This is a genomic window from Desulfobulbus alkaliphilus, from assembly GCF_016918545.1.
GTDB classification, from domain to species: Bacteria; Desulfobacterota; Desulfobulbia; order Desulfobulbales; family Desulfobulbaceae; genus Desulfobulbus; species Desulfobulbus alkaliphilus.
Genome location: NZ_JAFFQC010000027.1, coordinates 1 through 25494 on the forward strand (window position 1 = coordinate 1; position 25494 = coordinate 25494).

At 54.8% G+C, this 25494-nt stretch carries 18 protein-coding genes, 1 tRNA gene and 1 riboswitch; of the genes, 14 read left to right on the top strand and 5 right to left on the bottom strand.

Features of this window, described 5'->3' with window-relative positions; translation table 11 throughout:
* Positions 1-685: 685 nt before the first annotated feature.
* Complete coding sequence (locus tag JWG43_RS13280) at positions 686-1204, bottom strand: LEA/WHy family protein (protein ID WP_205243430.1); 519 nt, start codon at positions 1202-1204, stop codon at positions 686-688.
* Positions 1205-1324: 120 nt separating this feature from the next.
* Here JWG43_RS13280 and JWG43_RS13285 point away from each other — a divergent pair.
* The 7 genes from JWG43_RS13285 (at position 1325) to JWG43_RS13315 (ending at position 7923) form a co-directional block, all read left to right on the top strand.
* A tRNA-Ser gene (locus JWG43_RS13285) sits at positions 1325-1414 on the top strand.
* A gap of 415 nt (positions 1415-1829) precedes the next feature.
* Positions 1830-2411 carry an AmmeMemoRadiSam system protein A gene (amrA, locus tag JWG43_RS13290; protein ID WP_205243431.1) on the top strand — a complete coding sequence of 194 codons (582 nt, stop codon included), beginning with the start codon at positions 1830-1832 and terminating at the stop codon, positions 2409-2411.
* Between the two features lie 14 nt (positions 2412-2425).
* Entirely contained in the window at positions 2426-3049 is a 624-nt protein-coding gene (locus JWG43_RS13295) for a hypothetical protein (RefSeq protein WP_205243432.1), read from the top strand.
* A gap of 39 nt (positions 3050-3088) precedes the next feature.
* Entirely contained in the window at positions 3089-4090 is a 1002-nt protein-coding gene (bioB, locus tag JWG43_RS13300) for a biotin synthase BioB (RefSeq protein WP_205243433.1), read from the top strand.
* The gene (gene bioA / locus JWG43_RS13305; protein ID WP_205243434.1) at positions 4062-5339 is read left to right on the top strand and encodes an adenosylmethionine--8-amino-7-oxononanoate transaminase; all 1278 of its coding nucleotides are present in this window, start codon (positions 4062-4064) and stop codon (positions 5337-5339) included. Before bioB ends, bioA begins: the two co-directional genes overlap by 29 nt.
* An 81-nt stretch (positions 5340-5420) precedes the next feature.
* Positions 5421-6653: an AI-2E family transporter gene (locus tag JWG43_RS13310; protein WP_205243435.1), complete on the top strand. Its 1233-nt coding sequence runs from the start codon at positions 5421-5423 to the stop codon at positions 6651-6653.
* Positions 6654-6747: 94 nt separating this feature from the next.
* Entirely contained in the window at positions 6748-7923 is a 1176-nt protein-coding gene (locus JWG43_RS13315; protein ID WP_205243436.1) for a citrate/2-methylcitrate synthase, read from the top strand.
* 117 nt (positions 7924-8040) lie between these two features.
* Here JWG43_RS13315 and JWG43_RS13320 read toward each other — a convergent pair whose 3' ends face one another.
* Positions 8041-9762, bottom strand: coding sequence for an HD domain-containing phosphohydrolase (locus tag JWG43_RS13320; protein WP_205243437.1), 1722 nt, complete (start codon positions 9760-9762; stop codon positions 8041-8043).
* Between the two features lie 293 nt (positions 9763-10055).
* Positions 10056-10236: riboswitch (cobalamin riboswitch) on the top strand.
* 656 nt (positions 10237-10892) lie between these two features.
* Between JWG43_RS13320 and JWG43_RS13325 the strand changes: the two genes are divergently transcribed.
* From JWG43_RS13325 to JWG43_RS13335, 3 genes are all read left to right on the top strand, one after another.
* Positions 10893-11831 carry a sirohydrochlorin cobaltochelatase gene (locus JWG43_RS13325; RefSeq protein WP_240193584.1) on the top strand — a complete coding sequence of 313 codons (939 nt, stop codon included), beginning with the start codon at positions 10893-10895 and terminating at the stop codon, positions 11829-11831.
* A 690-nt stretch (positions 11832-12521) separates the two neighbouring features.
* On the top strand, positions 12522-13910 hold the full coding sequence (gene mgtE, locus JWG43_RS13330; RefSeq protein ID WP_205243438.1) for a magnesium transporter: 1389 nt from the start codon (positions 12522-12524) through the stop codon (positions 13908-13910).
* A 51-nt stretch (positions 13911-13961) separates the two neighbouring features.
* Positions 13962-15422, top strand: coding sequence for an MFS transporter (locus JWG43_RS13335; RefSeq protein WP_205243439.1), 1461 nt, complete (start codon positions 13962-13964; stop codon positions 15420-15422).
* A 276-nt stretch (positions 15423-15698) separates the two neighbouring features.
* On the opposite strand, the gene JWG43_RS13340 is transcribed toward JWG43_RS13335, so the two are convergent.
* On the bottom strand, positions 15699-16091 hold the full coding sequence (locus JWG43_RS13340; RefSeq protein WP_205243440.1) for a hypothetical protein: 393 nt from the start codon (positions 16089-16091) through the stop codon (positions 15699-15701).
* A gap of 454 nt (positions 16092-16545) precedes the next feature.
* Between JWG43_RS13340 and JWG43_RS13345 the strand changes: the two genes are divergently transcribed.
* From JWG43_RS13345 to JWG43_RS13360, 4 genes are all read left to right on the top strand, one after another.
* Positions 16546-17040: a hypothetical protein gene (locus tag JWG43_RS13345; RefSeq protein ID WP_205243441.1), complete on the top strand. Its 495-nt coding sequence runs from the start codon at positions 16546-16548 to the stop codon at positions 17038-17040.
* Positions 17041-17317: 277 nt separating this feature from the next.
* Positions 17318-18922 (top strand): nif-specific transcriptional activator NifA, encoded by a 1605-nt coding sequence (gene nifA, locus JWG43_RS13350; protein ID WP_205243442.1) that lies wholly within the window; start codon positions 17318-17320, stop codon positions 18920-18922.
* Positions 18923-19177: 255 nt separating this feature from the next.
* Complete coding sequence (locus tag JWG43_RS13355) at positions 19178-20413, top strand: inorganic phosphate transporter (protein WP_205243443.1); 1236 nt, start codon at positions 19178-19180, stop codon at positions 20411-20413.
* Positions 20414-20445: 32 nt separating this feature from the next.
* A complete protein-coding gene (locus JWG43_RS13360; RefSeq protein WP_205243444.1) occupies positions 20446-21117 on the top strand; it encodes a DUF47 domain-containing protein in 672 nt (223 codons plus the stop codon).
* A gap of 155 nt (positions 21118-21272) precedes the next feature.
* On the opposite strand, the gene JWG43_RS13365 is transcribed toward JWG43_RS13360, so the two are convergent.
* Entirely contained in the window at positions 21273-22706 is a 1434-nt protein-coding gene (locus JWG43_RS13365; RefSeq protein WP_205243445.1) for a sigma-54-dependent transcriptional regulator, read from the bottom strand.
* 25 nt (positions 22707-22731) lie between these two features.
* Positions 22732-25353 (bottom strand): c-type heme family protein, encoded by a 2622-nt coding sequence (locus JWG43_RS13370; RefSeq protein WP_205243446.1) that lies wholly within the window; start codon positions 25351-25353, stop codon positions 22732-22734.
* Between the last annotated feature and the right edge of the window lie 141 nt (positions 25354-25494).

Consider the following 25494-nt stretch of genomic DNA (forward strand, 5'->3'; position numbering starts at 1 on the left):
GATGGCGCTATTTTATGGCACCGTGGTGACTCTGGCCTTAGTTGTCGGGCTGTACGGAGCCCGCGGGACGCCATCCCTCGGTTATCCTGATCCCGCGGATCGCTCCGGAACTGCCGCCTGAACAGGGGCAAGCAATAACCGGCAGATTGAGTTGTGTGATCACGGAGATCACTCCATCCTGGCACGGTCATGACTGGCCGCACCTGACCGATAAAGTGTACCCTGAATCCGTGACGGCTGGACTCTTGTTTTGGATATATCTTACTGTAATCAGATTGTAAATAAAGCGGAACCCTTGATAATACCTTTCACCAGCCGCCCTTCGAGGCGTCCGTCCGCACGCCATCTTCATTGCCCGTAACCGTCCGATGAAGTGTACTTTAATCGAACGGTCACAGACAATAAAGTTGACGCACGGACGAACACTCACGGATCCAGGTGCACTTTATTCGAACGGCGGCGAACAACGAAGCTGACGCACGCTCATGGACCAAGGATTTTGTTTCCGGAGAGGCACCAGATAAACGCATTCAGCAACGGCCACGGGCAAGGTTTTGTCCGTGGCCGTTGCTGAATGCAGGTGTCGATGAGGATCAGGGTACGATGGTACCGGGCACTGTCACAGGATCACCCACCGGGCCGGTTGACTCACTGTGATGGGACGGGTCGTATGATGAGTGGATCTTCAGGGCATTTGGCTGAAACCGCCAAGGGAGAGTTCACCGGAGGAGGTGAAGGGGATTTGTTTGCGGGAGCGCTGGATACCGATTCCGACCGTTCCGGACAGGGTATAGGAAAAAACCTTGTCTTTGGCTTTGTTGGGGTCTGCAATCCGGATGAGATCAACCACCGAGGAAATCATGTCAAAAACAGAGGCATAAAGCTGGACCGGAATGGTCGCGGTGCCATGCGCGGGAACCACCTGGTCACTGGCGGCGATGCCACTGGCAAAGGGGCGACCGTCGATTTCCAGATCGCATTGGATACCGTGCAGGTCCAGGGGAATATCATTGGGATTGAGAATTCGCAGTTGAACAAGGAACACCGTTTCCATGGGTTTGGCGTCGACAACACGAATATCGGCAATCGAGATTCTGGGATCGTCCCGCAGGCCATAGACCCCCGCACATCCGGCCAGAAAGACCAGGCAGCAGACAACTAAAAGAAAGGAAAAAAAACTTTTCAGTATTCCAGTGTAATACATAGCCGCTCCCGCATTGTGATGCCGATGTTTCTCCTTTTAACCACCGCAAGGAACAAAGTCAATATCTCGATGGAACTGTTGACGTTTCCGGAAGAACACGGTATCAATACCGGCACCTCAGGAGGAGTGCCGGAGCGGTTGAACGGGACGGTCTCGAAAACCGTTGTGGGGGTAACTCCACCCAGGGTTCGAATCCCTGCTCCTCCGCCATGTCTACGACCGATACCATTTTTGTGATATCCATTAAACTCGCAATTCAACAAGGATTGCGGGTTTTTTGCTTTTTCAACAACAACATGGTTATTTCTGCCACGTTTTTTCAACGATTCTTCCTCCGGATCCCCCTTGTATTTTCCTTGAGTTCAGGGTTGAGAACATCCTGAATCCGTGAGCGAGCGCCCCGAAGGGCGGCTGGTGAAAGGTATTGGCAAGGATTCCGCGACAAGTATAAGATGCGTACAGCAAGATATATCCGAAACAAGAGTCCAGCCGTCACGGATTCAGGGACATGTTTGCAGACAAAATTCCAGTAAGGTAATATCACGGTGAATATCATAATTCTGTTGACAGGAGCACTTGGTGAAATAGATTGGAGTGTTTTCCACCCATGATCGATGGAGAAGGTATGAATAGACTCAGCCAGAAGCAGGGGCATCTCCTGGTTCGCCTCGCCCGCCAACGGATAGAAGAACAACTGGGGCTCGAGCCGACGGCACCGGTTGCCGAGGCAGACCTGCGGGACCCGGCCCTCCAGGAACATCGGGGGGTCTTTGTCACCCTGCATACTGAAAATAAAGAACTGCGGGGTTGCATCGGCAGCCTGGTTGCCGGGGAATCCATTGTCGATGGTGTTGGCCGTCATGCCCTCAATGCGGCCTTTGACGACCACCGGTTTTCGCCGGTTGCCCCTGCTGAACTGGCGCATATTCAAGTCGAGGTGTCCGTACTCACCAACCCTGAACCGTTGGAGCCAGCAGACGAGGCGAACCTGCTCCACCGCTTGCGACCTGGCAGGGACGGAGTCATTCTCCAAGGACCAGGCGGGGCAAGTGCGACTTTTTTACCCCAGGTCTGGCATCAGCTTCCCGTCCCGGAGCAGTTTCTAGGTCACCTGTGTCGTAAGGCAGGTCTGGCTGAACAGGCCTGGCGTGCCGGTACCCTCCGTTTTTCTGTCTATCAGGTGCAATCTTTTGAAGAACCTCTTTAAAAGGGGAGCTCAACATGAAAGAACTGTTTCTGCCGCCGGAGCTTTCCTGTGAGATCCGCGAAATCTATGCATCCATGGTCACGGCCTACGATGAGGTTGCCGACGCTCTGGCCATGAGCTGTCAAGGGTGTCCGGACAACTGTTGCGATTCCTACTTCCTGCATTACACCTACAGTGAATGGGCCTATCTTTGGGAGGGGATTCGAGGTCTTGACGATGCTCGGCTGGATCGAATCATACAGAGAGCGCATGAGTATGTCGACCAGAGCCGGCGGCTCATTGTTCGCGGGGAACGACCGCAGCTCATGTGCCCTCTCAATGAAGATGGGCGATGCGGCCTCTATTCGCACCGGCTGATGATCTGCCGCACCCATGGTGTGCCGGCGACCCTGACCCGTCCGGATGGCCGGCATCAGCGTTTTCCCGGTTGTTTTCGCTGTCAGGAACTGGTCAAGGTCTCTCCTGACGGGGAATCCGGGGCCCCAGCCATGGACAGAACAATTGTGTACAAACGGCTTGCGCAACTGGAAGCCCGCTTTCTTGGCGATAGACGCGGTGTGTTTCCCCGAATCAAGCAGACTATCGCTGAGATGATCGTCAACGGGCCACCCCGGGATATCAAAAGCGCCCGTGATTGAAATCCATCATTCCCCCATTCTTTATCCTTATACATCCCCATGGACACCATAGTGCAACAGGTTCAAGAGACCATTCTGGCCGGAGGCCGGATCGATAAACAAACAGCCTTGACATTGCTTCATGCCGACCGGGCCGAACTGTACCAAACCGCCGACACCATACGTCGTCATTTCCGGGGCAATCGCTTTGCTCTCTGTTCGATTATTAATGCCAAAAGCGGTAACTGTACCGAAAACTGCCGCTTCTGCGCCCAATCGGCCCGCCACCATACCGGCATCACCACCTATACCCGTATCGCCGATGCGGACGCCCTGACCATGACGGCTCATAACGAGGAGCACGGTGTCCACCGCATTTCCCTGGTCACCAGTGGCCGCAACCTGTCGCTGGAGACCGCAACCGAGCTGGCCAGGCTCTACGGGCAGATGGCGTCTGCCACTACCATGTCGTTTTGTGCTTCCACCGGTCTTCTCGATGAAGAAGCCTGCCAGCTGCTCCGCGAGGCAGGAGTCAGCCGGTATCACTGTAACCTGGAGGCGAGCCGGAAGTTTTTCCCCGAGGTGTGCACCACCCATACCTGGGAGGAAAAGGTCGAAACACTTTCAGTGGCCCGGCGGATGGGCATGTCGTTGTGCTCCGGCGGTATCATCGGCATGGGAGAGACCATGGAAGACCGTCTCGACCTGGCCTTTGAGCTGCGTGAGCTGGAGATTACATCGATCCCCATCAACATTCTCACCCCCATTGAAGGAACACCGCTGGCCCAGTTGCCGCCTCTGTCCAAGGAAGAGGTCTTGACCACAGTGGCCCTGTTCCGTCTCATCAATCCGGATGCGGTCATCCGTATGGCCGGTGGACGGCAGCAGTTGGGCGATGATCAGTATCAATGCTTTGCCGCCGGAGCCAACGGTGCCATCGTCGGCGATTATCTGACCACCACCGGCAGCACCGTGGCCGAGGATCTGCAACGCCTTGCGGCCATGGGGTTCACCTTTATCCGCGGAGAGGATTATGACGTATCCGGACCTGCTCAGCTTTGACCGCGATCACCTCTGGCATCCCTATACCTCGACCACCAAGCCGTTGCCGGTCTATCCGGTAACCTCCGCCAAAGGGGTGCGCATTCGCCTGGAGGACGGTCGGGAACTGATCGATGGCATGTCATCCTGGTGGTGCGCCATTCACGGGTATTCCCATCCGGTACTCAATCAGGCAGTGCAGGAACAGACCGAGCGTATGGCCCATATCATGTTTGGTGGTTTCACCCATGAACCGGCGGTGGAACTGGGGCGGCTGCTCGTCGACCTGACGCCGGAGTCGCTAGATAAGGTCTTTCTCTGCGATTCCGGTTCAGTGAGTGTTGAAGTGGCCATGAAAATGGCCCTCCAGTACCAGCAGGCCATGGGCCACCCGGGAAAGCATCGGCTGATTAGCGTGCGCGGTGGTTATCATGGCGACACCTTTCATGCCATGTCGGTCTGCGACCCGGTGACGGGCATGCACTCCCTGTTTGCCCGTTCTCTGCCGCCTCAGCTTTTTGCGCCCCGACCGCGCTGCCGTTTCGACGGACCCTGGGATGAAGAGGATCTGGCAGCAATGGAGCAGCTGCTCGCTGCGCACCATCAAGAAACCGCCGCCGTGATCATCGAACCCATTGTCCAGGGTGCCGGCGGCATGTGGTTCTATCATCCCGAGTATTTGCGGGGATTGCGGCGACTGTGTGACCGTTATGGTGTGCTGCTCGTTTTTGACGAGATCGCCACTGGATTCGGTCGCACCGGTCTGCTGTTCGCGGCCGAGCATGCCCGGGTCTCGCCGGATATCATGTGCGTGGGCAAAGCGATTACTGGTGGCTATATGACATTGGCCGCGACCCTGGCCACCACCGAGGTGGCGACCGTGATCTCAAATGGCGAGGCCGGCGTCTTCATGCATGGGCCGACTTTCATGGGCAATCCCCTGGCCTGTCATGTAGCCCGGACCGCGATCCAACTTTTGCTGGACACTTCCTGGCCTGCTCGGGTGGCGGCGATTTCCCTGCAGCTTAGCGAAGAACTGGCCCCGGCCCGTGAGCTGCCGGATGTGGTTGATGTCCGGGTGTTGGGGGCCATCGGCGTCATCGAGGTGAGGGAGCCGGTGGACATGGCAGCGCTGCAACGATTTTTTGTCGAGCAGGGGGTCTGGGTCCGACCTTTTGGCCGTCTACTGTACCTGATGCCGCCGTATATTATTGAACCGGCTGACCTGTCCCGGCTGACCTCGGTGCTGGTCCAGGCCGTTTCCCCATGAACTTTTGCCCGCTGGAATGTGTGTCCGCGGAGATCGGTTACAAGGTTCATGATAGCGAATGGGGGACAAGGAGGGTACGCGATGAGCCGGGAAGGTGTTGCCAAAGGGGTTCTGCTGGCCTTGGTGGTTTGTATTTCCGCTCTCTTTCTCACCATGATCCGCCAGTTCCTCATGGCCTTGTTCATGGCGGCACTCTTTGCTGCTTTGTTCAGCCCGGCACATCGCTGGTTGACCCGTCTCCTGGGGGGACGTCGGTATATCGCCTCCATCCTGGTGGTGGCCGCTTCCGTCTGCCTGGTGCTGGGGCCGCTTGGGCTCATGGTGGGGGTGGTGATCGGCCAGGCCATTACCGTCAGTCAGTCTGTGACACCCTGGGTGCAGTCCTTTCTCGCTGAACCGGATGCCTTCACCGTCTATCTGGAGGGATTTCCCTATTACCAGCAGATCCTGCCATATCGGGATCTCATTGTCGAAAAAGCGGGTCAGGCAGTTGCCGGCACCTCTTCTTTGTTCATCGACGGTCTTTCCTCGGCGACCAAATTGACCGTCAATGCCGTGTTTGGCTCCCTGGTCATGCTCTATGCCATGTTTCATTTCCTCACCATGGGCGAGGTGCTGCTGCGCAAGATTCTCTACTTTCTGCCCCTTGATAACAATGATGCGCAGCAACTGCTGCTGCGTTTCACCTCGGTGACCAGGGCAACCCTGAAAGGGACGATGATCATCGGGATCCTCCAGGGAGGGATCTGCGGATTCGCTTTTTATCTGGCCGGGATCCAGGGCCCGGTGTTCTGGGCGACGGTCATGGCGGTGCTGTCCATTATCCCCGCTGTCGGCACAGCCCTTGTCTGGGTGCCGGCCCTGATTATTCTCGCCCTGCAGAAACAATTTATCGGCGCTGCCATTCTGGCGGTGCTCTGTGGTCTTGTGGCCGGCCCTCTGGACAATCTGCTCCGGCCACGACTGGTCGGCAGGGATACGCAGATGCACGATCTGTTCGTGCTTTTCGGGACGCTTGGCGGCATCAGCATGTTTGGCATTCTGGGGTTGATTATCGGGCCCATCATCGCTGCCCTGTTCATCACCATCTGGGAGTTGTATGGTAAGGCTTTTGCAGCTTATCTGACTGAAGTCGGTCCTCTGTTTTCCATCGACAAAGGAGCGGGGAACGCAGCCCCTGTAAGCAGCGCCCGGATGACTGAGGAGCAGGTGGCGACAGCGAAATTCAATGATCGAAAGGGAGAATCGGCAGTGGAAACAAGTTGCTCATCCCAAGATGATGTGGAAACCGAGGAAAAGCAGATTGCCCCCTGACCGAATGAGATTGTCGGTTGGTGGCATCTATTGATGGACATTACATCCTAAGACCGCGACGCAGCACCGCGGTTGCATGCTATGGAGGCAGGCAATGACCGAACCGACTCGTGTGAAAAATATCGGCTTACGGGGGGTCACCGTCGCTGATTCCGCCATCAGTTTCATTGACGGTGAAAAAGGGGTACTCATCTATCGCGGTTACCGGATTGAAGATCTGGCTGACCATTCCACCTACCTGGAGACTGCCTTTCTGCTTCTGCATGGAGTCCTTCCTACCAGGGAGCAATTGAGCGCTTTCACCGACCAGGTTAATGCGGCCCGTCAGATGCCGGAATTTATCCTCGACAGTATGCGCCTGTGGCCAAAAAATGCCGATCCCATGGCCGTGCTCCAGGCCAGTATCCCCTTGCTTGCCATGACCGAGGCCGACAGCACCTCCCAGGAGCGTCAGGCCTGTCTCGATCGTGCCGTTGGCCTGATTGCCCGCATGCCTACTCTGGTGGCGGCCTGGCACCGCATTCGCAAGGATCAACCAGTGTTGTCCCCTGATCCTGCCCTTGATCATGCCGCCAATTTTCTGTGGATGCTGCAGGGGGAAAAACCTGATGCCGCCACGGCGCGTGATCTTGACATCTGTCTGATTCTCCATGCCGACCATACCTTTAATGCCTCAACTTTTGCTGCCCGGGAAGTGGTGTCCACCCGGGCCAGTATATATGCAGGAGTGGCTGCCGGGTTAGGTGCCTTGTCCGGCAGCCTGCATGGTGGTGCCAATGCCAAGGTCATGGAAATGCTTTTGACTCTGGAAAGCGAAAACGATATTCAAGGATGGGTACAAGGGCAGCTGCAACAGGGCCAGGTGATCATGGGCATGGGGCACGCCATTTACAAAACCGGTGATCCCCGGGCTGTGTATCTCAAACGGATAGGGCGGCGGTTGAGTGAACAGACCGGGAGCAGATGGCAGCAGATCTCGGAGACCATCGAGAAGACCGCTCTGGCCGTCTTTGCCCGCCAGGGGAAGACCACCATTCAGCCCAATGTCGACTTCAACAGCGCCCCTGTCTATTATCAGATGGGTATTCCCATGGATCTGATGACCCCGGTGTTTGCTATCTCCAGGGTGGCGGGCTGGTGTGCCCACATCGTTGAGGAGCAGTTCGCTGATGCCCAGGGGAAACCGGCTCTGTATAGGCCGCAGGCCGAATATGTGGGGGAATATTGCGGATTGATGGGCTGTGAGTACGCGCCGCCGGACAAGCGTTGACAATCGATTTCACATCCAAGGGGAGACGTTTTTGTACCTGCACTGTGTGACCATTCACAATACTGAAGCGTAGTCACCGCACTGGTACAAACCAATCGATTGGTAACGACTGTTGACTCACCACGCCTTGGCGGTCAAGTCCACTTTTCCCTCGGCTATCAGGTGCAGGCAGGCATCGACGCTCTGGGGGTGATAGAGGGTGCCCCGCCCGTTACGAATTTCCTCCATGGCTGTTTCCAGGCCGAGAGAAGGGCGGTAAGGGCGGTGGGATGACATGGCCTCGATCACATCAGCCACGGCCAGAATCTTGGCTTCCAGGAGAATATCTTTGTCGGTGAGACCGCGTGGGTAGCCGGAACCATCGAGATTTTCATGGTGCTGATAAACGATTTCAGCCACAGGCCAGGGAAAAGGGATGTTTTTGAGAATTTCGTAGCCGACTTCGGTGTGGCACTTGATGATCGCCTGTTCTTGTGCCGAAAGACGAGTGGGTTTGGCCAGGTATTCCGAAGGCAGGGAAATTTTGCCGATGTCATGGAGCAGGGCGGCAAAATGCAGTCCTTCGATCTGCTTTTCCGGCAGTCCCAGTTCCCGGGCGATGGCGCAGGCCAAGGTGTCGACTCGCAATTGATGGCCGGCGGTGTAGGGGTCTCGTTTTTCCGCTGCCGAAGCCAGGGACCTGACTGTTTCCTCAAGACTTTTGTGGAGTTCGTCCCGACTCTTCTCCAGGGCTGCCAGGGCATTTTTCCGCTCGGAAATATCCCGGGAGATCCCTCTGTACCCCAGTAGCTCGCCGTCATCACTGAACACTGGCACTCCATTTTTTTCAATAACTACAATCCGGCTGTCGCGTGTCAGGCAGTTGTTCTCAAACCCGGTAAAAGGTTTGCGGTTGGCGATGAGCTTGTTGAAGAGCTGGCGGGTTTGTTCGGTCTCGTCAGGCACGGTCAGGTCGATCAAGTGCTTGCCGATGATTTCTTCTGGTTTATAGCCCAGCAGGTCCCGAACCTTGGGGCTGCTGTAGGTGTACACACCCTGGGCGTCAATCTCCCAGATCCAGTCGCTGGTTGCCTCCACCAGGGAGCGAAAGCGGGCGTTGCTAACTTCCAGGGCGACCAGCAGACGTTCGCGTTCCTGGGAGATAATACGGCGGACCCGGTCGGCCAGCACGGTGTGGCGAATGATATAAAAAGCCAGAAAAGAGATGATAAGGAGAATGGCAAAGGCAACGGCATTGAGCTGCTTGGCGATCCGGCTGATCTCCACATTGACGTCCTCGTAGTAGAGACCGGTGCCGATGATCCAGTTCCAGGGGGCAAAGCCTTTGACAAAAGAGAGCTTGTGAATGATTCGCTCGGGATCGTCCTGCCATTGAAAGAGATATTCAACATAGTCCTCACCGCGTTCTTCCACCACCGTGACAAATTCCTCGAGCAGGTTTGCTCCCGTGGGGAAACGGAGATCGGGAACCGCCTCACCCCGGAGATCGGGGCGATAAGGGTGAGCCACGATCAAGGCGTCCATGTCATTGATCCAGAAATAATCTTTTTCGTCCGGTCCGTAGCGGAGTTCGAGGATAATATCGATGACCCTCTGCTGCGCCTCCTCCCTGGTCATCTCACCGGAAAGCTCCTTTTTTTCGTAGAAGGTGACCATATCATAGACAATTTTTGACATATCCTTGAGCATGCTCATTTTTTTATCCAGAAGGCTCTCCTTCACCGTGGGCAGGATAATGACGAAAGTGGCGGTGACAAACAGGAGTATGGTGAGCAGGGCCGGAAGGGCAATCCTGATGGATATCGCAGGTGCAGAGTGTCTATTATTGGGTTGTTGCATAGAGCGGCACCGGCCAGGAAAAAAAGATCGTCACGTCGATAGGTTTTGCACCGTCTCTGGCCATGGTCTGCCAGGAGCAGGACAATGTGAGCTGACGAAAGAGTGTGTCTCCTATATTAAAGTGTAACGACTGCAGCGGAGAACGGCAAGTATTCTCCTTTGGTATTCTGGAAATCATGACCTGCACCTGAATCCGTGACGGCTGGAAGAGCACTCACGGGTCCATGCTACACTGTGGTTCGTTGCCTGTCAAACCCATGAATTCTGCTTGACTTCTCCTGTTGATCATGGTTTTCTTGGTGTAAGTTTCAGGTTCCGTTACAGGAATAAGAGGGAACTCCGTGGAAATCGGAGACGGGCCCGCCGCTGTAACCGGGGACAAAGGCCGCAGATACGTCACTGACCAATGGTTGGGAAGACGCGGCTGGAGGACGATCCGGAAGTCAGAATACCTGCCTGAAACGCTGAAGCCACTTTCCGAGGATTTGAAAGATGGCAGCGATACGTGGATTTACCAGGGCATCCCCGGATCATATACTGATCCGGGGATTTTTTTTGTCCGGTACTCCGGCTCAGTGGCTCAGGTAGTAGTTGCTGGTGCAGCTCCTTTGCGACTGCTGCCCCACTCGGACGAAGATGCCTGTTGCAGAGAACACTGTTGTGATTTGGGGATTGCATACCCTGCCATGTCCGGTATGCAGGTGACGGCACTGTTTGCCGGCGGTTGTCGTCACCTCGCCCTTTTCTGCCTTCTGAATCCGTGACGGCTGGATGCTTTTTTGGGACATATTTCGCTGTAATCAGGTTATAATTGTAGCGTAATCCTTGGGATATTTTTCACCAGCCGCCCTTCGGGGCATCCGTCCGCACGCCATCTTCATTGCCCGTGACCGTCCGATAAAGTCTACTTTAATCGAACGGTCACAGACAATAAAGCTGACGCACGGACGAACGCTCACGGATCCAGGTGCCTTTCAGGCAGGTTTCGTCCGGTTTGAACCGGCGACCTGCTTTCCCCCTGCCCTTGGATCAGGGGGAAATCGTTCAGCGGGTCCAGGTGCACATGATTGTCCAACCTGATGTGCCTGTACCCATGTCCTGTATATTTTATTACTATTGGAGGAAGATGGATGGATCGTTTGAGTAAAGGGCTCTTATTCGCTCTGCTGTTCGCACTGTTTCTGCCGATGACAGGCTATGGTCACAGTCACGGTCACAGCCACAGTCATAGTCACAGTCATGATCATGGGCCTGTCGCGGCAGGCGACAAGGATCCGGCCATTCTGCTGGTGACCTTCGGCACCAGCATACCCCGAGCTCAGGAGGCGTTTGTCACCATTGAACAACGTGTGCAAGCTGCTTTTCCGGACACGGAAATTCGCTGGGCGTATACATCGAGCATCGTTCGCGAAAAACTCGCCCAAAACGGTACAGAGATCGACTCCCCTGAGATGGCCATGGCCAGGTTGATGGAAGACGGGTATGACAGGGTTCTGGTGCAATCCTTGCACATGATCCCCGGTGCTGAGTTTCATGAAGTATTTGTGAACACCAAATTGTTCGAGCAGATGATCGGCTGGCGGCACAATTTTGACAAGGTTGAGGTCGGCTATCCCCTGCTCGGCAGTACTGCGGCCATGGATGCGGTTATCCAGGTCATCTTGACCCATGTCATTCCCCGGGAGCGTCAGGCGGATGAAGCTGTTGTCCTCATGGGTCATGGCACTCACCACCCCAGTGATGCCATCTACTTTGCAATGATGTATAAAGCGCAGCAGGCGGATGCAAACATGTATGTGGGCTCGTTATCTGTCAGTCCTTCCATTGAGGAGATCAGAGATGCCCTGGTCGAAAAAGGGATCAAAAAAGCGTATCTCATCCCGCTGATGACGGTTGCCGGTGACCACGCCATCAATGATATGGCCGGAGATGGCAAGGGTTCGTGGAAAAGCGTGCTGACCGAAGTCGGCATCGAAAGTGTGTCGGTGCTCAAGGGGCTGGCTGAGTTCGATGCCATAGTCGACATCTGGGTGGAGAACATGAAAGATATCATGGAGAAGCTTCATTAATTGCCCGACACGGCAAGAGAAAAGTAACCGGTCGGCCTGTTGACCGGATTGCAGGGGCGGAAAATATTCCGCCCCTTTTTTTTGGAAAAGACCTGGATCCGTGAGCGTTCGTCCAGCCATCACGGATTCAGGAAAGAACGAGTCCGGCGGTAAAGGAGGGCTGTAGCCGGTGCACGTTGTTCTTTATTGCCAGATGATGTTGCTGTGCGGAAGGTTTCGGTTTGTTCTGGGATGTCATTGCATGCAATTATTTAATATATAATGGTTTTTTTAAAAAAGAAAATGTCTTGACCGGGGAGGGTTGTTTTTGTAATAGGTCGATTGGCAGGAGGCCGACAATACTGTCAAGAAACCTGGATCGATTTTTTAATAAAAATCCTATATATATCCAAAACAAGAGTCCAGCCGTCACGGTTTCAGAAATGAATCATTGAGATAGATACAAGGGGCAGCTGTTCCGGCCGGTCAGGGCAGACCAGAAACGGACAAGCGCTCACGGAGCCAGGTCTTTATATTCCCGGGGTCGTGTTGGAATCAATCATTGCGCAGAGAAGGGCCTGCTGTTACGATACACATTTTTCACCGTGCTTCATTGATTTGAAGTGGACGGTTGCGATTTCCCCTGCGCTTTTTCCGGTCTCTCGCCGGAGATAACTCGCCCATGGCTCCAAGAACCCGGATGACATAACAATGCAGATCAATGCAAACACCGAACCTCAGGCTACCGCCGCGTACCTGAGCAAGAAAAAGCGGCTTGTCGGGACGATCAATCGGTTATATCGGCGTAATGCCAAAGCGTCACTGGGGAATATCCTGTCCCGCATCCATCCGGCTGACCTGGCCGAGATTCTCGAAGACCTGCCCTTGACTGATGCGACGGGCATTTTCAACGCCATTGTCGACAATGCCATGGCTGCTGACGTTTTTAGTCAAATGTCCCCAGCTTTGTGCAAGAAGGTGCTGGCGGAAACCCCGCTTGAAAAACTGGCAGTGGTGTTGAAACATCTGCCGCCGGACGACCTTGCCGATTTCATCGGCGATTTGCCGGAAGACCAGCGCGGCCGCCTCATGGCCTTATTAGATGCGGCCAGCAAGAAGGAGGTCGAAAGTCTGTTGAAGTATGATCCGTCCAGTGCCGGCGGTATCATGACCACAGACTATTTTTCCCTGCCACAGGCACTCACCGTTGAAGAGGCCATCGAAAACATCCGTGGTCGGGAAAACGTCGAGATGATTTTTTATCTCTATCTGACCGATGATCAGCAGCGCCTGGTCGGTGTCGTTTCCCTGCGCCAACTTCTGCTGGCGCATCCCGGCACACCGTTGCATGCGATTATGAACCGCAGCGTCCTCAAGGTCTCCACCGACACCGATGAGACTACGGTCGCCATGCTGGTGGACAAATACCGTATCCTGGCCATTCCCGTTGTCGACAATCAGGATGTCCTTGTCGGCATGGTCACGGTGGACGACGTCATTGACGTCATGGAAGAAGAGACGACCCGTGATATGCTCAGGATGGCGGGGACCAGTGAGTCGGAAATTTTTACCCAGTCCGCCTTCAGGATTGCCGGTATCCGTCTGCCCTGGTTGTTCGCTTCCTTCATTGGTGGAATTGGCGCGACCATGGTGATCGGGCAGTTTGAGGATATGCTTGCACAGATCATCATTCTCAGTGCCTTTGTACCGATCATCATCGGTATGGCCGGTAATGTCGGCGTGCAGTCCGCCACGGTTGCCGTGCGCGGCTTGGCCACCGGGGCGGTCAATACCCGCGATGCTTTCCGCCTGGTTCTCAAAGAACTGCGCGTCGGGCTGCTTCTCGGCGCCTTTTACGGGGTGATTCTCGCTCTCTTCGGGTACCTGGTGCATGACAGTATCCTGCTTGGTCAGACCGTTGGCCTGACGATTCTGGTCAATATGACCTGCGCTGCTATCCTTGCCGTCCTTCTGCCGATGATATTCGAGCGCCTCAAGGTCGATCCCGCCGTGGCCACGGGACCGTTTGTCACCACCGCCATCGATGTTCTCGGGGTCCTCAATTATTTTCTCATTGCCACCTTGGTGTATCGGTTTTGAAAAACCTGCAATAGGTAACCACGGTCTGGCGTTTTTTTTCTTGGTGTGGTTATGGATTCCGGGCAATCTTCCGCCGATCATCAAGCCGCCCTTGAGCGATCCGCACTGTTCGTCGCCACTCTGACTTCGTTCATGGGACCGTTCATGCTTTCCTCGGTTAACGTGGCCCTGCCGGATCTCCAGGCTGATTTGGGGTTGAATGCGGTCCAGTTGAGCTGGGTAGCCACATCCTACCTGCTGGCCATGGCCATCTGCCTACTGCCGGCCGGAAAAATCGCCGACATGCACGGGCGGAAGAAAGTTTTCATAGCAGGCTTATTGGTCTATACTTTGGGGGCCACCAGTGCGGCCTTTGCCGCCAGCTCCACCTCGCTCATCCTTTTTCGGGTCCTGCAGGGTCTGGGAGCAGCGATGTTCGTGACCACCGGCATGGCTATCCTGACCTCCATATTTCCGCCCCAAAAACGCGGCCGGGCTATCGGCATCTATGTCGCGGCCGTCTATATCGGGTTATCCGCGGGGCCATTTTTTGGTGGACTCCTGACCGAGCATTTTGGCTGGCGCAGCATCTTTCTGCTCATGTTGCCCCTTGGACTTGGTTCTGTGATCGTGACCCTGCTCTTTCTGAAGGGCGAATGGGCTGATGTCCGCCGACAACGGTTTGATCTCCTGGGAAGCATCTTCTACGCCGCTGCTCTCTCTTTTCTGATCTACGGGGCCTCAATCCTTCCTTCGTGGAGCGGTTGGATGCTGATTGCAACCGGTCTGTTGGGGCTGCTCTTGTTTTTTCGTCGGCAGCAACGCATAGCCCATCCTCTCTTCGAAGTTTCGCTGTTTTCCGCCAACCGTCCTTTTACCTATTCGAGCATGGCAGCCCTGCTCAATTATTCAGCCACTTTTGCCGTTACCTTTCTGATGAGTCTGTATCTCCAGTATATCAAGGGGATGTCTCCTCAGGCCGCCGGAGCCATTCTCATGGTGCAGCCGGTCATGATGGCTGTTTTTTCTCCGCTTGCCGGCCGCCTTTCAGACAGTGTCGAGCCGCGACTGCTGGCCACTGCAGGGATGAGTATCACGGTGGTGGGTATGCTGGTGTTTACGCAACTGCAGCCAGAGACCTCGCTGGTCATCATCGCCGTCAACCTGCTCTTGCTCGGGTTCGGATTCGCTCTTTTTTCTTCCCCGAACATGAGTGCCATCATGGGTGCGGTGACACAAAAGCAGTATGGCATAGCTTCGGGAACTGCCGCCACCATGCGGTTGCTGGGGCAGATGGTCAGTATGGCTATTGCCACCGTGGCTCTGGCTCTGCTGGTTGGGCGGCAGGCCATCGAGCCCCACGTGTATGGTCCGTTTCTCACCAGTATCAAAGCGGTTTTTACGCTTTCCGCTCTGCTCTGTACCGTGGGAATCTATTTCTCCCTTTTTCGGGGACGACTGTTGCCGCCAAGGGATGCTTCTCGTTCCGATATCTCCGATACAGAGGCCGGGGGGCAGGCCGGGTCTGAATGACCTGAGCGATCATGGATCTTCTCATCTTGCCATCTTGCCTTCTTGGTTTGGATACGGCTGCTCGCATGGAGGGGCTTTGAGCGAGCAGCCGTATCTGGACAAATCACGGCACTTGGGACCGTTCACGGATCCAGGGGTACTGCGTATAATTTTTCCACCATTATACCCCCGGTGCAGGACAAGAAAATCCAAACAGCAGCCCACCCTTCACGGATCCAGAGCACTGGTTCAACACTCCCTTGATCGATTGCCCCAATGATATCAGCCGACGACTGCTCAGCGTCTGTACCGCGGGGCGTGTGGATGATGGCGATTATAGTGGCGATAGGGTCGATGTTTGTTATACCCATGGACTCGTGGTGGCGGTGTATAGTATTTTGGTCGCGAATATTTTCTCGGAGGCGGGCAGGGGGGCGGGCCATAGTGGTAGGTGGTCGTGGTGGACACAATGGGATGTCTGCCCTTGTCCCGTTTGTAGTGTCGAGGTGGTGGCGGTGGCGGGTGATAGATTCTCTTCGTGTGCTGGGGCGTGCTGGTGAAGGCCATGAAAAGGCCGCCCAGGTCCGTCCGCACATAAAAGACGTCAGAGGCAGAGGCTTGTCTGGTTGGCGTGGCCACAAAGAGAACGGCAAGGGCCAGAAGACTGCAAAGAAGAGTTCCAGTTTTCATGATGATGCTCCTTTTTCCTTTGGTTGATTGTTGTTGACCGGTATCCATGCAGCATGCGTGTTTTCTGCAAAGTATGTTTTTTCGCGGGTCTTGTCAGTGGACATGGGGTGGCATGGGTCTCGACATCGGGCTATGTCGGGTTATGTCGGGCTGTTGTCCCGTGTTTTTGGGACAATACCGGGCTTGAGATTGGTTCCGATTGAGTCGATGGACACGACAGGATTTCAGGAAACGATTCATCACGTACGCCCTGATCAAAGCGCGATTGTCGGAAGACGACCGGGCCTTTCGCAGGGAAAGGATGGTCGGCGCCATGTTTGCCGGGGCCCGGACCATTGGTCGAAGTCGCAGGTCGAAACAGTACCGGCAGTGGAGGGTCCGGGGGGAAGGAGAGGCTGTAAGACGGTCCTTCCGGTCGGAAAACAAAAATGAGATGACAATGGGAGCCACAGTTATGGATCGATACATATATGTCGCAGGGGAACAGCAGAATGCCGTCCTGGTGGAGCGCGATGAAATTTATACTTTTACCGGCGAGCAGATGCGACAGGTCGAGACTGGTGAACTGGTGACAGTGCTTGCCAACGTTTTTGGCCTGGGGCAATTTTTTCCGGGACCACAGGAGGCGCTTACTGCTGTGGTGCACGAGTTTATTCGCCGCAATGAGGATAAGGAAACAATACGGGCCGGGTCGGGGGAGACCCTGTGCAGATTGATCACCGTTTTCAAGCGATTTGACGGTGAAATCTCGGTACAGTACACAGCGGTTCTTAACGCTGATCCGGGGATGCTTGACCCTGAAAATCCGGATAGTTTTCACGACCTGCTGCTTGAATCGCTTCCCTCCCTGCAACAGGCCCTCACCGCCCAGGCCTTTGCTGTTGACTCCAGAATCGTGACCATCATCAAGGAGGCAACCATGCATCATATTCATCGGAGGCTTGATTGATACTGGTTTTTTCACGTCGTTGCTTCTCAATGGAGCGCTGTGGTTTTTCATTTTTGTAGCAACCTGCCAGGCGGAGCAACAAATTTGAAAGCAAAATAAAGTGTGGGTTAAAAAAAAAGGTGAATCGGTGGAGCCTGGAGGGAAAGGTGGTGCTTAACATGTTTGAATAATACAATATATCTGTATGATTTGATGGAGGGTACTTTTTGGGTGTGTAATTTGCATTGGTAATGATAGTCAGGTGGGCAAGGACCATTACCATGGGCAAGCTTGAGCAATGAACAACCTAGAGAAAGACAAAGAGTATACCGACAGTGATGGTGCCGCTACAGCGGCCTTGGAAGTGCAGGCCCTGTACCGAATTGTCAAGCTCATCGGGTCCGCGGTTCATCTGGACTCGGCGCTGGCTTCCATACTCAAGGTGCTCCATGATACCCTGCGCATGGAACGGGCAACCCTGGCGTTGTTGGATGAATCCGGTCAGCATCTCGCTATCCGGGCTTCCTACGGGCTCACCGTGGCCGAGGAACAGCGGGGAGTGTATGGCCTCAAGGAGGGGATTTATGGACAGGTTTTCAGCACCGGTTCTCCTTTCATTGTCCCAGACGTACACAGTGAACCCCTTTTTCTCAACCGGACTGGCGCACGCGGCAAGATATCCAAAAAGACCATCGCCTTTATCGGCGTGCCGGTCATCCTTTCCGGGGTAACCGTCGGGGTGCTCAGCGTTGACCGATTGTTCGGCGCCGATATCTCCTTTGAAGAGGATGTCCGTTTTCTCACTGTCCTGGCCACCCTGATCGCCCAGTTTCTCAGTCTTAACCGTGCTATCCGCAAGGACAGGGAGCAGTTGGTTCTGGAGAACCTCAGCCTCAAGGAAAAATTACAAGGTCGGCATCATCGTCATCAGATCATCGGTCAGTCCAAGGCCATGCAGGAAGTGTATTGGAGTATCGATCGCGTGGCGCCGTCATCGGCGACTGTACTGTTGCTGGGGGAGTCAGGAACAGGCAAGGAACTGGTTGCCCGGGCTGTGCATGATGCCAGTCCCCGGACCAAGAACGCGTTTATCAAAGTGAACTGTGCCGCCTTGCCGGAGAATCTACTGGAAAGCGAACTGTTCGGTCATGAAAAAGGATCTTTTACCGGTGCGGTGGTATCCCGTATCGGTCGTTTTGAGCAGGCCGATAAGGGGACCATCTTCCTCGACGAGATCGGTGAATTGCCGTTACCCCTGCAATCGAAACTGCTCCGGGTGCTGCAGGAGCAGCAGTTTGAACGATTGGGTGACTCACGGACCCGGAGCGTGGATGTCCGAATCATCGCTGCCACCAATGTCAGCCTTGATCGGGCGGTTGCCCAGGGTGTTTTCCGCAATGATTTATATTATCGTCTCAACGTGGTGCCGATTCATCTGCCGCCGTTGCGCAACCGACGCGATGATATTCCCTTGCTGCTTGATCATTTTCTTCGCGCCAGCAATGCCCGCAACGAAAAAGCACTGCGCATGACCCGAGAGTTCCTCGACTTGCTCACCGACTATGATTGGCCTGGAAATGTGCGGGAACTGCAGAATCTGGTGGAGCGGTTGGTGATCCTGGCCGGAAGTGATGTCCTCCGGGTCGAAGACCTGCCGGAGTATATGCTCAAACCCGAATCAAAGCCAATGCCTGCGTCCGTTGACCCGGTTCTCCCTTCAGCTTCGGTCGCAACTCCACCGGGGACACGAAAATCACTGAAGGATCTGGAGCGGGAACAGGTTGAATCCGCCTTGATCCGTAACGGCTGGGTGCAGTCACGGGCGGCCCGTGAGCTGGGATTGACGCAAAGACAGATGGGATATCGCATGAAGAAATTTGACCTGCATCGGCCGGAGTACTGATCGATGCATTCCTGAGAAAGGGGTGGAGGTTTGGTTGTCGTATTCACAGGTGCAGGTAACAAGTGATCGTTGAGCCCCGGCATACCATACTTCGGGAGAACAAGAGGGCTTGGAAGGAGGGCAAGTCCTTCGGGAGAAAGTCCAGCAGATTTTTTCTTTTCGTATCGCCTTGACAGGTGTGGATTCTTTGGGTACATGTCTGCCGTCCTTGATACAAACTGCCCTGTCTGGGTTTAACCACGACTTACTACCCGCATGGACATAGCCACCATTGTTCTGGTCCTCGCCATAGGCGGCGGACTGCTCATGGCTTTCAGTATCGGCGCCAATGATGCTGCCAATGCCATGGCCTCGTCGGTCGGTTCCAAAGCCCTCACTGTTCGTCAAGCCGTGCTGATTGCCGGTGTCCTCGCCTTTCTTGGTTCGGTTTTTTTAGGGGCCAACGTTGCCGCCACCATCTCCAGGGGCATTATCAATCCGGAACAGATCGATGACAATAATGTCTTGATGCTGGGGATGCTCGCTTCACTCCTCTCCGCGGGTCTGTGGGTTTTCCTGGCCACGATCACCGGATTTCCGGTGTCAACCACTCACTCCATTGTGGGCAGTATCCTTGGCTTCGGTCTGGTTGCGGGTGGACCGGAAGTGGTGCAGTGGGGAACCATGGTCGGTATCGTCCTCTCCTGGATTATTTCTCCCTTTTTCGGGGCCGTACTGGCCTTTCTGGTCTTCACGCATATCCGCCGGAATGTTCTCACCGCACAGGACTTCGTCAGAAACGCCAAACTGTGGGCGCCATTCTGGATGGCCATGACCGCCACACTGGTCCTGCTTTCCTTTTTTTTTAAAATGCCCTTGGGCAAATCACTGGGATGGAGCTTTTCCGGCTCTCTGGGAGTCATCGCTCTTATTGCCGGATTGATCTGGTGCTTAGGCTACTGGTTTGTCGGTAAGTTGTTTGAAGGGGTGGAAGTGGGGCCGGATTCCGTAGAGGCCGTGTTCCGGCGAATGGAGGTTGGCACCGCCTGCTATCTGGCTCTATCTCTGGGCGCCAATGATGTAGCCAATGCTGTCGGCCCGGTGGCGGCCATCTGGATGATCGCCACCACCGGGGCTCTGGCACCGCGGGCTGAGGTGCCCATCATGCTGCTGATAGGAGGAGGCCTGGGGATTGCCGTGGGCATCATGGTGCTCGGTCGCAAGGTCATGGCAACGGTGGGTGAAAGGATCACCCTGCTGACCAATTCACGCAGCTTTTCCGTGGAGTTTGGGGCAGCCACCACCGTATTGGCAGCTTCCAGTCTGGGTATGCCCGTCTCCACCACCCATGCCACCGTGGGTTCTGTGGTCGGGGTGGGACTGGCACGGGGATTTGCCGCCGTGGATTTTCGTGTCATAGGTAAGATTGTCGTCTACTGGGTGCTGACTGTGCCCATTGCAGCCTTTACATCCATTGTCATTTTCCAATTGCTCCGCTGGACGGTTCTGTAAACGGTTCGGCGGGTGCGGTAACGAGGTCAGAGATGCGCATTCCTATTCTCAGTTTGATTGGCGGACGTTCACCCATGGACGGTCTGTTGGAACATTATGGCCAGATCGAGGGGGCCATGGCGCTTATCCAGGAGTCCCTGCTCTGTTACATCGGTGGCGGGTCGACCTGCAAGGATTTTCTGACCTTGAAAAGCGAGTTGGACAATTACGAGGAGACTGCTGATAAAATCAAACGCAACATCCGCAATCATCTTCCCCACAGTCTGTTCATGGCCGTGGACAAGACCCTGTTTCTCAACTATACCCGGGCCCAGGACAACATCCTTGACTCCGCCCAGGATGCCCTGGACTGGCTCGACATCCACGATGTACACCTGTCCGATGCACTCCGGGGCAGCGGTCTGGCCATGGTGGAGGCGGCGGCACGCACGGTGGAGATGTTGAAGCCCGCTCTGGAGGATACGGTCAAGCTGGTGCATACAGATATCATGGATCGGCAATCCGTCAAAGAGAAGTATCGGGCGGTGAGAGTGCAGCACAAAGTGGTTCGCCGGATCAAGTCCCAGATTTTTGCCGAGTTGTTCAAAGAGGAAGATGACTTTAAATCGGTTTATCAGTTGCTGCATTTTTTCGAGCATATGCATGAGATGAGTCATAATGCCGAAAATTGCGCTGATATGCTGAGAGCAATGATCGCCCGGTAGGAATAGTTGCTTACCACTCCATCCGCCGACATCGGGTTGCCGCGCTCAGGATCACTGCAGCCCGTCAGGTTGGTTGCTTGCGCCTCGTGAATGAATATCTTGGGTATCCATCGAATGATTGATTGACCGCGGATGGAATGCTGATGAAGAACTGCTCAGGGGAGGGGCTCTTTCTGATGCTGATAAACCGCGGGGTCGATACCGGTCCGCCGGAGAATCTTCTGCATGGCCACGCGACTGAGACCGGCAAGCTGTGCAGCTCTGGTGATGTTGCCGGACGATAGGCCGAGCAGGTTTTGCACATACTCACGGGTGAACCCCTCCAGCAACCGGTCACGCGCCTGGATATAAGGTTCGACCCCGGTTGGCTCGTTTTCGAAATGCCCCGCCGCCAAACGCCCGTCCATGCCGGGATGCTCCAACCCATGCAGGTGAGTTGACTGGACGACCTCGTCCTGGCAGAACAGAAGTATTCTGCGCACAACATTCTGCAATTCCCGCACATTTCCCGGCCATTGTCGCTGCTTCAATTCTTCCAGGGCATTCATGGAAAATCGTTTTATCGGGATCCCCAGTTCTCCGGCAAATTTTCTGTTCAAATGGTCGACCAGAAGCGGAATATCCTCCCGGATTTCGCTGAGCGCCGGGGTCTGTACCGTGACCACGTTCAGGCGGTAGAACAGATCTTGCCGAAATTTTCTTTCAGCAATTCTCCTCTCCAGATTCTGGTTGGTGCTTGCCAGGATACGCACATCGATTTTTTTATTCTTTATACCCCCCAGAGGGCGAAGTTCCTGCTCCTGAAGGACCCGCAGCAATTTGGTCTGCAGATTCACCGGCAGGTCGCCGATTTCATCGAGCAGCAGGGATGAGCCATTGGCTTCTTCAAACAGCCCGACATGGTCGGTGTCGGCACCGGTAAAGGCCCCTTTTCTGTGGCCGAAAAGCTCACTTTCCAGCAAATGTTCGGGGATAGCGGGACAGTTGACCGCCAGTAGGGGGCGCGCCCCCCTTATGCTCAGGCTGTGCAAAGCCCGGGCCACCAGTTCCTTGCCGGTACCGCTCTGGCCACGGATGAGGACAGTATAATCGGTACGGGCCAGGGTCTGAATCGTCTCGTACAGTCGGCGCATGGGCGGCGTTTCGCCGACAAAGTGTTGAAGAGCACTATCCTGACCGATTTTGGCCCGCAGGTTGAGGTTTTCGCGGATCAATTGATTGCGCTCCAGACCTTTTTTGATTACCCGCACAAGATCGGCGATTTCAAAGGGTTTGGTGACAAAATCATAGGCGCCACGCCGGATGGATTCCACCGCCGTTTCAATGTTGCCGTAGGCGGTCATCATGATCAGGGTGACATGGGGGTCGAGCAGGCGAATGTCGACCAGCAGGTCCATGCCGTTTTTTTGCGGCATCCGGATATCCAGCAGGATCAGGTCGAAGCGCTGAGTACGAATCAATTCCAGGGCATGCAGAGGGTTGGCGTCGGTGACAACCTCAACACCTGCAAGTTCATAGGAAAGGACGCGTTTCAGTCCTTCAAGCATATCTTCTTCGTCATCGATGATCAGCAGGCTCTGTTCGTGCATCACTGGAGAAAAAATCTATTTGTTTTCAGGATGTAGTTTCCCGATCAACAGGAAGCCGAATGAGAAATCGGGTTCCCGCTTCGGGATCACTGGTCACGGTGATCAGGCCGTCGTGCTCTTCAATTATACCATAGCTGACCGATAAGCCCAGCCCGGTTCCGTCACCGGTCTGTTTGGTGCTGAAGAAGGGGTCAAAGATTTTGTTCTGAATCTCCGGAGGAATACCATGACCGTTGTCTTGAAAGACAATTTCCGCCTGTTGCTGATGTGGGTGGTAGGCGGTGGATATCCTGATCATGCCGTGTTGCTGGACAGCCTGGAATGCATTGAGGAGCAGGTTGACGAAAACCTGTTTCATCTTGTTCACGTCCACGGTGATCATGGGGAGCTGTTGATCAAACAGTAATTCAAGAGATATGTCTTTGTGTTTACATTGATGCTCCAGCATCTGCACCACTTCGCTGAGCATGGTGTTCAAGCAAGCAGGTGCTTTGACTGAATCCTGACTGCGGGCGAACTGGAGCAGGTCTGTAACAATCCTTTTGCAGTTCTGAGTTTGTTTTTCGATGATTTCCAGGTCTTTATGGCCTTGTTGATTATCGCTGAGCTGGCGTTGGAGCAGGTTGACATAACAGAGAATCACTCCCAGCGGGTTGTTGATCTCATGGGCGACACCTGCGGCCAGTTGCCCCATGGCCACCAGCTTTTCAGTCTGCTGAATCTGTTGTTCCACCCGTTTTTGATCGGTTATGTCCCGGGCATAGCGGATAATGCTTTCCACCTGGCCCGTCTCGTTAAAAAGCGGATAAAAATTGATCAGGAAAAGGGAGCCGGTGATGCACCTTGACTCCTTGGACATCGGCTTGCCGCTGGCGAGCACTTCTTTCAGGCCGCAGTCTGCGCAGGAGGTGTACGCCTCATGGTGCAGTTCATAGCAGGGCTTGTTCAGCACTGTGTCGATATCGACCTTGTAGCGCTGGAGATAGGCCTTGTTAACCATCTTAATGCGAAAGTCACGGTCCAGCAAAACCACCAGATCGGTGATGCCGTCAAAGACCGATTGCAGCAGTTCCTTGCTCTGGATGAGTCGGTGAACATTGTTGAGACTTTCAATGGCGATACCGATCTGCCGGCCAATGGAAATCAACAGGTCTTCCTGTTCCAGGGAGACAATGTCCACCTCCAGCCCGGTCAGCGTCATCACCCCCAGGACATTGCCGCGACAATCCAGGGGGATGTGCATCAGACTGCGCCCTTGGTCGCTGCGGAATCGGACCAATTGTCCAGTGAAAGCGGAGGTTATGGAATGGCCCAGGTCTGTATCCGTTGGATCCTGAGAGGTGCAACCCTCTTGGGTATGGACTGACGCCTCACCGAGCGGGAGAGAGAGTGGAATCAATTCAGGCAGGCAGTCGGCGTTTTCCCGATACCGCAAGATCAGTTGCTCCTGGTTTTTTTCATGGAGAAAGATGCCTGCTCCCATGGCCGGAATCAGTTCCAGGGTAACACGAAGCGCTCCGGGGAGCATGTCGCCCAGTTCAGTGCCCTGGGTGGTCAGCTCGGCAATGGTATTCAAGGTGTGCAGCTCCTGGTTGCGGGCGATGATTTTTTCCTGGAGCAGTTGTTTGGAGCAGAGCAGTGCCTGGGTGCGCTGAGCAACCTGTTCTTCAAGGGTTTGCGTATAGGACCGCAGTTCTTCCCTGGTTGTGTACAGACGGTCGGCCATCACGATGGCCGCGGAGGTCAACTCCTCGATTTCATCTCTGGAAGAGGTTAAGGGGTGCTGGGGAATTTCTTCGTGCGGCTCCAGTTCCCGGCGGAAAATATCGATGAGACCGTGCAGATTGTGAACTACGACCCGATGGAAAAAAAAACTGAGGGCAAGGAAAAAAATGGAAACACCCAGGAAAACCACCAGGAAAACAGAGGTGGCTTTTTCCCTGATCATTGCCAGGGCGCTGTCCACGGGAATGCCTACGGCGATGACGCCCGCCAATTCCCCTGCATAATGGCCAAACCCTCGTTCCGCGCCATAGATTTTCACCAGATCCACGGGCGCATCCCGGGGGTCACCGTGACAGTGCAGGCACGAGGCTTCGAAGAAGACCGGTTGAAAACGTCGGTAATAGGCTTCGCCCCCGCTTTCCAGCAAGCCCTGCCAATTACTTGCCTTCTCGTTGTTCTGGAAATAGGTGATCATCTCCCGTTCGATGGCATTGGCCTCTGAGTCCGGATTACGCGCATTGATGGAGACCCGGCGGTAATCAAAGGCCGGCATTGATTCCCGAAAGCGGTCCATGACCGCCCGGCTGACGTACGATGTGGACATGGCTTCCATCATGAAATAATCATGGCCAAAGGTGCTGTACATCTTGGGGCGCAGTTCATCCCGGACATATTCCCGAGTGGCTTCCACCGCGGCCATCACCAGTTCGGTCTGTGCATAGGCGGATTGTTCCAGTATCCGTTTTTCATGGAAATAGATCAACAGGGCGCTGATGATACAGAAAAAAAGGAGAATGAGGGCGGTCCCCAGTTGAAACCGCCTCTGAATGGTCAGGGGGCGCCGGGACCTCTTGTCCCTTAGTTGTTGATCGCGCGTTCCTTGAGTGGAAAAGGCGTTGGCAGGTTGCTCTTTATTGTCCATGGGATGGTTGAAGTCTGTTGAGCCTGGTGCCCTCTGGTTGCTGTGTTATTTTATCAACATCATACCCTGCCTGCCGCTTCTTGTAACCTGAATCCGTGAGCGCTGGCCTGTTCTTGGGGAGATGGAGTGCTGGTGAACGAG

What these genes read in the sequence shown, in the direction of transcription:
- mgtE (WP_205243438.1), top strand. Translation starts at nt 12,522, where the DNA reads ATGCAGATCAATGCAAACACCGAACCTCAGGCTACCGCCGCGTACCTG.
- JWG43_RS13345 (WP_205243441.1), top strand. Translation starts at nt 16,546, where the DNA reads ATGGATCGATACATATATGTCGCAGGGGAACAGCAGAATGCCGTCCTG.
- bioA (WP_205243434.1), top strand. Translation starts at nt 4,062, where the DNA reads ATGACGTATCCGGACCTGCTCAGCTTTGACCGCGATCACCTCTGGCAT.
- amrA (WP_205243431.1), top strand. Translation starts at nt 1,830, where the DNA reads ATGAATAGACTCAGCCAGAAGCAGGGGCATCTCCTGGTTCGCCTCGCC.
- bioB (WP_205243433.1), top strand. Translation starts at nt 3,089, where the DNA reads ATGGACACCATAGTGCAACAGGTTCAAGAGACCATTCTGGCCGGAGGC.
- JWG43_RS13365 (WP_205243445.1), bottom strand. Translation starts at nt 22,706, where the DNA reads ATGCACGAACAGAGCCTGCTGATCATCGATGACGAAGAAGATATGCTT.
- JWG43_RS13315 (WP_205243436.1), top strand. Translation starts at nt 6,748, where the DNA reads ATGACCGAACCGACTCGTGTGAAAAATATCGGCTTACGGGGGGTCACC.
- JWG43_RS13360 (WP_205243444.1), top strand. Translation starts at nt 20,446, where the DNA reads ATGCGCATTCCTATTCTCAGTTTGATTGGCGGACGTTCACCCATGGAC.
- JWG43_RS13340 (WP_205243440.1), bottom strand. Translation starts at nt 16,091, where the DNA reads ATGAAAACTGGAACTCTTCTTTGCAGTCTTCTGGCCCTTGCCGTTCTC.
- JWG43_RS13335 (WP_205243439.1), top strand. Translation starts at nt 13,962, where the DNA reads ATGGATTCCGGGCAATCTTCCGCCGATCATCAAGCCGCCCTTGAGCGA.
- JWG43_RS13325 (WP_240193584.1), top strand. Translation starts at nt 10,893, where the DNA reads ATGGATCGTTTGAGTAAAGGGCTCTTATTCGCTCTGCTGTTCGCACTG.
- JWG43_RS13370 (WP_205243446.1), bottom strand. Translation starts at nt 25,353, where the DNA reads ATGGACAATAAAGAGCAACCTGCCAACGCCTTTTCCACTCAAGGAACG.
- nifA (WP_205243442.1), top strand. Translation starts at nt 17,318, where the DNA reads ATGAACAACCTAGAGAAAGACAAAGAGTATACCGACAGTGATGGTGCC.
- JWG43_RS13295 (WP_205243432.1), top strand. Translation starts at nt 2,426, where the DNA reads ATGAAAGAACTGTTTCTGCCGCCGGAGCTTTCCTGTGAGATCCGCGAA.
- JWG43_RS13320 (WP_205243437.1), bottom strand. Translation starts at nt 9,762, where the DNA reads ATGCAACAACCCAATAATAGACACTCTGCACCTGCGATATCCATCAGG.
- JWG43_RS13280 (WP_205243430.1), bottom strand. Translation starts at nt 1,204, where the DNA reads ATGTATTACACTGGAATACTGAAAAGTTTTTTTTCCTTTCTTTTAGTT.
- JWG43_RS13310 (WP_205243435.1), top strand. Translation starts at nt 5,421, where the DNA reads ATGAGCCGGGAAGGTGTTGCCAAAGGGGTTCTGCTGGCCTTGGTGGTT.
- JWG43_RS13355 (WP_205243443.1), top strand. Translation starts at nt 19,178, where the DNA reads ATGGACATAGCCACCATTGTTCTGGTCCTCGCCATAGGCGGCGGACTG.